This is a genomic window from Devosia sp., assembly GCF_041917035.1.
Taxonomy (GTDB): Bacteria; Pseudomonadota; Alphaproteobacteria; order Rhizobiales; family Devosiaceae; genus Devosia_A.
Genome location: NZ_JAYRYM010000178.1, coordinates 1 through 6,265, shown reverse-complemented (window position 1 = coordinate 6,265; position 6,265 = coordinate 1). Strand labels below are relative to the sequence as shown.

Genomic DNA, 6,265 nt, shown 5'->3' with positions numbered 1-6,265 from the left:
GGACGCGCTGCCGACGGCGCCGGCGGCGCCGTTGACGAGCACCTCGTCGCCGGGGCGGATGGCGCATTGCCGGATGCACTCGCTGATGGTGTGCCCGCCGAAGACCAGCGCCACCGCCTCCTCGTGCCCGAGACCGTCCGGCTTCATGGCGATCGCCGCCGTCTCCGGGAGCACGACATACTCGGCGTGACCGCCGAAGGCGCTGCCGGTCATGCCGACGACCTCGTCGCCCGGCTCGAAGCGCGTCACTGCCGCGCCGACCGCTTCGACGGTGCCGGCGAAATCCATGCCGAGGACGCGGCGGCGCGGACGGAGCAGCCCGACCACCGGCAGGGCGAGGAGGCCGAGGCCCCTGGGCAGGTCGCGGGCCCGCATGCGGTGGTCTGCGGCGCTGACCGTCGAGGCGGCGACGCGGATACGGATGTCGCGGGGGCCGGGTTGCGGCACGGCGATTTCGGCGAGGCGCACGACCTCGGGGCCGCCGAACCGGTCGAACACAGCGGCCCGCATTATGCGCGGCGTCGTCTGCAGGGGCATGGACATGGAGAGGGTCATTTCGGGTTCTCCTGCTGGAGTGGTTGGGGGGGCGGGGAGGCCGGGACGCGGGGACGCGTCGTCCCGGCCCCGGAGGGTGCTACCGGGCGGTGGAGGCCGAGCCGCTGCGCTCGAGCTCCGTCACGGCGGAGGGCGTGAAGCCGCGGACCAGCAGCCACAGGCCGAGGCCGAGCTCCCAGAAGAACTCGGGGATCGTCGCGATCGCCTGCCACGTCGCACCGGCCTCGATGACCCCGAGGACCACTGCGCCGCCGGCAACGAGCAGCGCGGGGCCGCCGATGAGGCCGAGGATGGAGAGGGCACGCGGGAGCAGCCGCGTCTTCCACATCATCCAGCCCAGGATCAGGCCGTTGCCGACGCCGACCACGACGCCAGGCCCGAGGCGGAAGGTCCAGTCATGCACGGCGACCAGCGCCTGGCCGGCGGCCATCAGGCCGGCCTCGTCGGCACCGGTCGGGACGCCGTGGAGACGCAGCGTGTTGAGCGCCAGGACCGCGACGATGCCGATGGCGATAAACGCGCTCTCGGTGAGGCGTGCCGTCACGAAGCCGAGCGACAGCACCGGGAAACGCCGCTTCAGCACGGGATAGAGGGTGAGGGCGGAGGCGATGTTGGCGAGGATCAGCACCAGCTCGAGGATCGCTCCCCAGGAGACGACCTGGTCGAAGCCGCCGCCGAGGACGAAGGCCGGGTTGCTGAGCGCCGGCACATACATGGACACGTAGGGCGGAATGGAGGTGGCATAGGTGATGAGGAAGAACAGCCCGGTAAGCCGCGCCAGCAGCTGGGTGTCCTTGTGCGCCGCGAGGGAGGCGGCCGCAGGTCTGGCGGCAGCGCCGGCAGCGGGAGAGTAGGTCGAGGCGATCGTGCTCATTGTGGGTTCCTTTGTGGGTTGAGGTCTGGATTATCGACGGAGACGGGTGACCGAGGGCGGGCGTCCGTCGGGCCGCTCGCGAAGGATGCTGCCTAGCGGGTAGCGGCCGGACGAAGCGCGCCGGGCACAGCGGCCGTGGTCTTGCGCGGCAGCCACAGCGCAAAGCCGAGCCAGATGAAGGCGAGACCGACCGGGATCGCCGCGTAGCGCTGCAGCTCGTGCGGCAGCAGGACCGCGGCCGGCGTCAGCAGGGCGGCGACGGCGAGCATGATCGAGGGGGCCTTGGGCAGGACGCCGGCCCGCACCGTCGAGACGCCGAGCAGGATGCCGCCGGCGAGATAGAAGAGGCCAAGCACGCCGTAGACCGATCCCAACGCGCCGATGTCGAGCGGACCGGGGTGCTGGTTGACGATGCCGAGGAAGCTGTCGACGAATTCGGGGGATACCGGCGCTAGCGGCGGCAGCACGAACAGCTCGGCGAAGACGTAGCCGGTCTGCAGCCACCAGCAGGCCGTGAACAGGACGAAGCCCGCGAGGCCGAGCCAGCCGGCACGGCCCATCTGCCGGACATAGAGCCCGGCGGTCCCGACCATGAAGAACAGACACATGACCAGCTTGAGCGAGATGACGACCGCCCAGGGGGTCGTCGTCACCGAGGCCACGAAGTCGGGCGGGTGGATCGGCTGGATGCCGGCATAGATCAGGCCTGCGACAATGGCGAAGGGTCCGGTCGCGCGGATCAGGCTGTCGGCGGTGACGGGGGGCTTTGCGGTCGTGGTCATGTTGGTCTCCTCGAGTGTTGCTTGTCAGTCGATCGCCCTGGCCGGGACCGCAGTCACCGAGATCAGGGACACGCCCAGGTCGCGGATGCGCTGGAGCAGGCCGTGGAGAGCCGCTTGGTCCACCCCGATTGCGCTCAGCGTGGTCGTGCCGTCGCTTTGGTGGGTGAGGCCCGGGACGCCCAGGCGGGCGGCCCAGCGCGCGTCGAGATGGCCGCGCAGGCGGATTTCATAGGTCTCGCCTTCGGGCCGTCCCGGCTGTCCTGGGGGTAGTGTGCTCATGTCGTCTCTCGGTTCGTGTCGCCGGCGGGGCGTTGTCTCGCCGACGGGTCACTTGTGAGAGCGGACTTGGTGAGCGCGCCTCACCAAGCTTGGTGAGGCGGTGCAGTTTTCTTTTGGTGAGGCGGCTGGCGGGCCGGAGCCCGCGGGGTTGGCTCTAGGCCTTGCGGCGAGTCAGCAGGCGGAGGTCCTCGGCGCGGCTGACGGCGGCGCGGCGGCTGTTGACGCCCAGCTTCTCGTAGATGTTCCGGGTGTGCGTGCGCATGGTGTTTTCGGAGATGGCGAGCTCGCGCGCGATCTCGGGGCCCCCCAGGTCGCTGCCGAGCAGGCGCAGCACGTCGAGCTCCCGTTCGCTCAGGGGTTCGATCAGGTCGGGGTGCAGGCTGGGCGGCGGTGCCGACGGACCGAAGGCGGCAAGCAGCCGGTTCGCGTGGTCCGCGCCGATCTGGCGCTTCACGGCGGCCTTCAGCAGCGCCGCCATCGCCGGGCCTTCGTTGACGAAGTCCCGCACATAGCCCTCGGGTCCCGCCAGCGACAGCGCGCGCGCCAGGTGCTTCAGTGCCTCCTCGGTCCCGGCCTGCCGGCTCGTGAGCGCGAGGAGGATGGAGAGCTCGATGACGCTGCCGTGGCGCCCGCCCGCCTCGGCGGCTTCGAGCAGCCGGCGGAGCAACGGCAATGCCCGGGCGCCCGTCCCGCCGCCGCCCTTGAGGTCCTCGGCGAGCAGCAGCCGCGCCAGCGTGATGTGCTCGTATTCGCGCAGGTAGCTCGTCGGATCGTCGGTGCCGACCCCGACGTCGCGCTGCCAGTGCGCCGCCTCGTCCAGCCGACCCTGGGCGATGAGGATACGGGCGCGCGTCGCCGCGACCGGACGGACCTCCGGGAAGAAGTCCGCGACATAGGCGCGGACGGCCTCGTCGATGCTGTCGCGGGCACCGTCCGGATCGCCCTCGTCCTGCCGGAGCAGCGCATCGGCGACGTGCCAGCGATAGGGGTTCTGCGGCAACCCGGCGCCCTCGCCCAGTCCGGCGGCCAGGCGCAGATGCCGGCGCGCCGCCACCAGGTCGTTGCGTTCGCGCAGCACCATGGCGAGGCCGGTATGCATGTCGGCAGTGCCGCGCAGCACGGTGCCCGCCCCGCGCGACACCTCCAGTGCGTGCTCGAAGATGCGGGTCGCCTCGCGCAGTCGGCCCAGCGCCAGGTTGATGTCGCCCAGCGCGATCGACACCCCCAGCGTATCGGCGACGTGCCCGGCCCGCATCAGTCCGTCGCGGCCCTCCGTCCAGGCGGCACGGGCCTCCTGCAGGCGCCCTCCGGTCCAGTGGGCAATGCCGAGCAGCGAGGACGCCGAGGCACGGCTGAGGTCGTCGTCCGGCGGCGCCAGGGCGATGACGCGCCGGGCGTGGTCGATGACAGCCGGCAGGTCGCCGCGCGCCTGTGCCAGCGCGGCCCGATAGAGTTCGACGAGGGCCGGGACGCGCGGTAGCCGGCCCCGGTCGACGACGACGATGCCGGAGCGCTCCGCATCCGCGCCCGAGGCGAGCGCGGCGAGGCCGTGCTCGACGTCGCGCAGCCGGTCGGCGAGCCCCTCGAACTCGCCCATCGAGGCCAGGACCCCGACAAGCGCGATCCCCAGCACCGGGCGGGTGCGCACCACCGCATCCGGGAGGGCGCGCACCCAGGCGCGGATGGTGCGCTCCTGCCGCAGTCTCTGCATCTCGAAGGCGGCCGACTCGATCAGCTCGGCGGCCCACTCGTGATCGCCGGCCTCGAGCGCGTGGTGGATCGCCTCGGCGCGCTCGCCATGACCTTCGTACCAGGTGCTGGCGCGGCGATGGATGGCGGGCAGCGCCGCCAGCTCGGCCTCGGTGAGGTGGGCCCGCAGGACGTCGGCGAACAGGTGATGGTAGCGGAACCACTGCCGGTGCGCATCGAGCGGCACGAGGAAGAGGTTCTGCCGCTCGAGACGATCCAGCATCCTGCTGCCATTGCCCCGCTCGCCGGTGACGGCGTCGCAGAGCGGAGCGCTCATCCGGCGCAGCACCGCCGTCGCCATGAGGAAGCGACGCAGATCGTCGGGCAGGCGGGCGAGGACTTCCTCGACGAGGTAGTCGACGACGAAGCGGCCGCTGCCCGCAAAGCCCTCGATGAAGGCGGCCGTGTCGGTGCGTCCCTCGAGCGAGAGCACGGCCAGCTGCAGGGCCGCGATCCAGCCCTCGGTCTTGCGCTCGAGCGTTGCCGCGTCGGCGGCCGAGAGGCCGAGGTGCATCACGTCGTTGAGATAGGCCGCGGCCTCGTCGGCGGTGAAGCGCAGATCGGCGGAGCGGATCTCGACCAGCTCGCCGCGCACCCTGAGCCGGCCGAGCGGCAGGCCGGGGTCGGCGCGGGTGCTGACGACGACGTGCACATGCGGTGGCAGGCGCTCGACGAGGAAGCCCAGCTGCTCGTGGATATCGGCCCGGTCGACCAGGTGCAGGTCGTCGAGGACGAGCAGGACGGGGGTCTCGGTCGCGGCCAGCTGGTTGATCAGGATGGCGACGGCGCCCTGGTCCGCCGCGCTCACCGAAGGCAGATCGGGAAAGCTCGCGCCGGCCCTGGCGGCCCCCGCCTGCAGCGCGGCGACGACATGCGGCCAGAACGCCGAGGGCTCGTTGTCGCTGTCATCGAGCGACAGCCAGGCGATGGCTGGCGCCGGGCGCGGCAGGCCCGCCAGCCAGTCGCTCAGCAGCGTCGTCTTGCCGAAGCCGGCCGGCGCTGAGATCAGGGTCAGCCGCGCCTCGAGGCCGCGGTCGAGCAGTGTACGCAGCCGCGGCCGACCGACCAGTCGGGGCCGCGGGGCGGGCAGGTTCAGCTTGGTGGCGACCAGTGGGACGACCATGATGGCCCACTCTTGGGCCGGCCCCGGCGCGGAAGCAAGCGGGCGGGTGAGCAGACGGTGTCGGGAAAGCGCCGGATTGCGGCCACGATGCTGAACGCCGTGGTCCCCGCGTCGCCGGTCAGCCTGCGGTGGAGCACACGCTGCGCAGGCAGGCGCGCAGCCACCGATGCGCTAGGTCGCCATCCATGCGTGGATGCCAGAGCATGGAGATGGTGAAGGGCGGTAGCGCGAACGGCAGCGCGAAGCCGCCGACGCCGCGGCGCAGGCCTTCGGTGTGCCGCTCGGGGACGGTGGCGACCAGATCGGTGTCGCGGGCAAGGGCGATGGCGGCGGCAAAACCGCCGACGACGATGCCGACCCGGCGCGGGGCCCCCGCCGCCGCGGCCGCCTCGTCGAGCTCAGAGCTGTGCAGCCCCCGGCGGCGGACCTGCACGTGGCGGGCGGAGCCGTAGCCCAGCAGCGTTGCTCCCGCCTTGAGCAGCGGGTGGCCGTCGCGCGCGACACCCACCCAGCGGTCCTCGAACAGGGGCAGCGCCCGCAGTTCGGGGGCCGTCGTCCGATCGACGACCCCGGTCTCGATATCCGCCTCGCCGTCGCGCAGCGACGCGCTCTCCTTGTCGGGCTTGGCGATGACGTGCAGCGTCACCCGCGGCGCCTCGTCGGCGATCCGCGCCAGCAGGCGCGGGCCGAAGGTCTCGACGAAGCCCTCGCTGCAGCGCAGCACGAAGCGGCGCTCGAGCCGCGCCAGGTCGAGCGCCTCGGCAGGACGCAGGATTGCCCGCGCCCCATCGACGACGGCACCGACCTCGGTGCGCAGTGCGAGCGCCCTCGGCGTCGGCACGAGGCGCCGCCCGGCGCGCACCAGCAGCGGATCGCCGGTGACCTCGCGCAGCCGTGCCAGGG

6 protein-coding genes are annotated in these 6,265 nt (G+C 72.3%); all 6 read right to left on the bottom strand.

The window, feature by feature from the left end; genetic code table 11:
• Positions 1 to 555: alcohol dehydrogenase catalytic domain-containing protein (locus ACE3TU_RS16070; protein ID WP_374625985.1), on the bottom strand; the 555-nt coding region annotated here is incomplete at its 3' end.
• A 79-nt stretch (positions 556 to 634) separates the two neighbouring features.
• Entirely contained in the window at positions 635 to 1,429 is a 795-nt protein-coding gene (locus ACE3TU_RS16065; RefSeq protein ID WP_374625983.1) for a DUF4386 domain-containing protein, read from the bottom strand.
• A gap of 92 nt (positions 1,430 to 1,521) precedes the next feature.
• On the bottom strand, positions 1,522 to 2,211 hold the full coding sequence (locus ACE3TU_RS16060) for a hypothetical protein (RefSeq protein WP_374625981.1): 690 nt from the start codon (positions 2,209 to 2,211) through the stop codon (positions 1,522 to 1,524).
• A gap of 24 nt (positions 2,212 to 2,235) precedes the next feature.
• Positions 2,236 to 2,490: a hypothetical protein gene (locus ACE3TU_RS16055; protein ID WP_374625979.1), complete on the bottom strand. Its 255-nt coding sequence runs from the start codon at positions 2,488 to 2,490 to the stop codon at positions 2,236 to 2,238.
• A 154-nt stretch (positions 2,491 to 2,644) separates the two neighbouring features.
• Positions 2,645 to 5,362, bottom strand: coding sequence for a LuxR C-terminal-related transcriptional regulator (locus ACE3TU_RS16050; RefSeq protein WP_374625977.1), 2,718 nt, complete (start codon positions 5,360 to 5,362; stop codon positions 2,645 to 2,647).
• Between the two features lie 118 nt (positions 5,363 to 5,480).
• On the bottom strand, positions 5,481 to 6,265 hold a 785-nt coding region (locus ACE3TU_RS16045; protein WP_374625975.1), incomplete at its 5' end, for a LysR substrate-binding domain-containing protein.

Excerpts from the sequence above, each read along its gene's own strand:
- ACE3TU_RS16050 (WP_374625977.1), bottom strand. The coding sequence starts at position 5,362 with ATGGTCGTCCCACTGGTCGCCACCAAGCTGAACCTGCCCGCCCCGCGG.
- ACE3TU_RS16065 (WP_374625983.1), bottom strand. The coding sequence starts at position 1,429 with ATGAGCACGATCGCCTCGACCTACTCTCCCGCTGCCGGCGCTGCCGCC.
- ACE3TU_RS16055 (WP_374625979.1), bottom strand. The coding sequence starts at position 2,490 with ATGAGCACACTACCCCCAGGACAGCCGGGACGGCCCGAAGGCGAGACC.
- ACE3TU_RS16060 (WP_374625981.1), bottom strand. The coding sequence starts at position 2,211 with ATGACCACGACCGCAAAGCCCCCCGTCACCGCCGACAGCCTGATCCGC.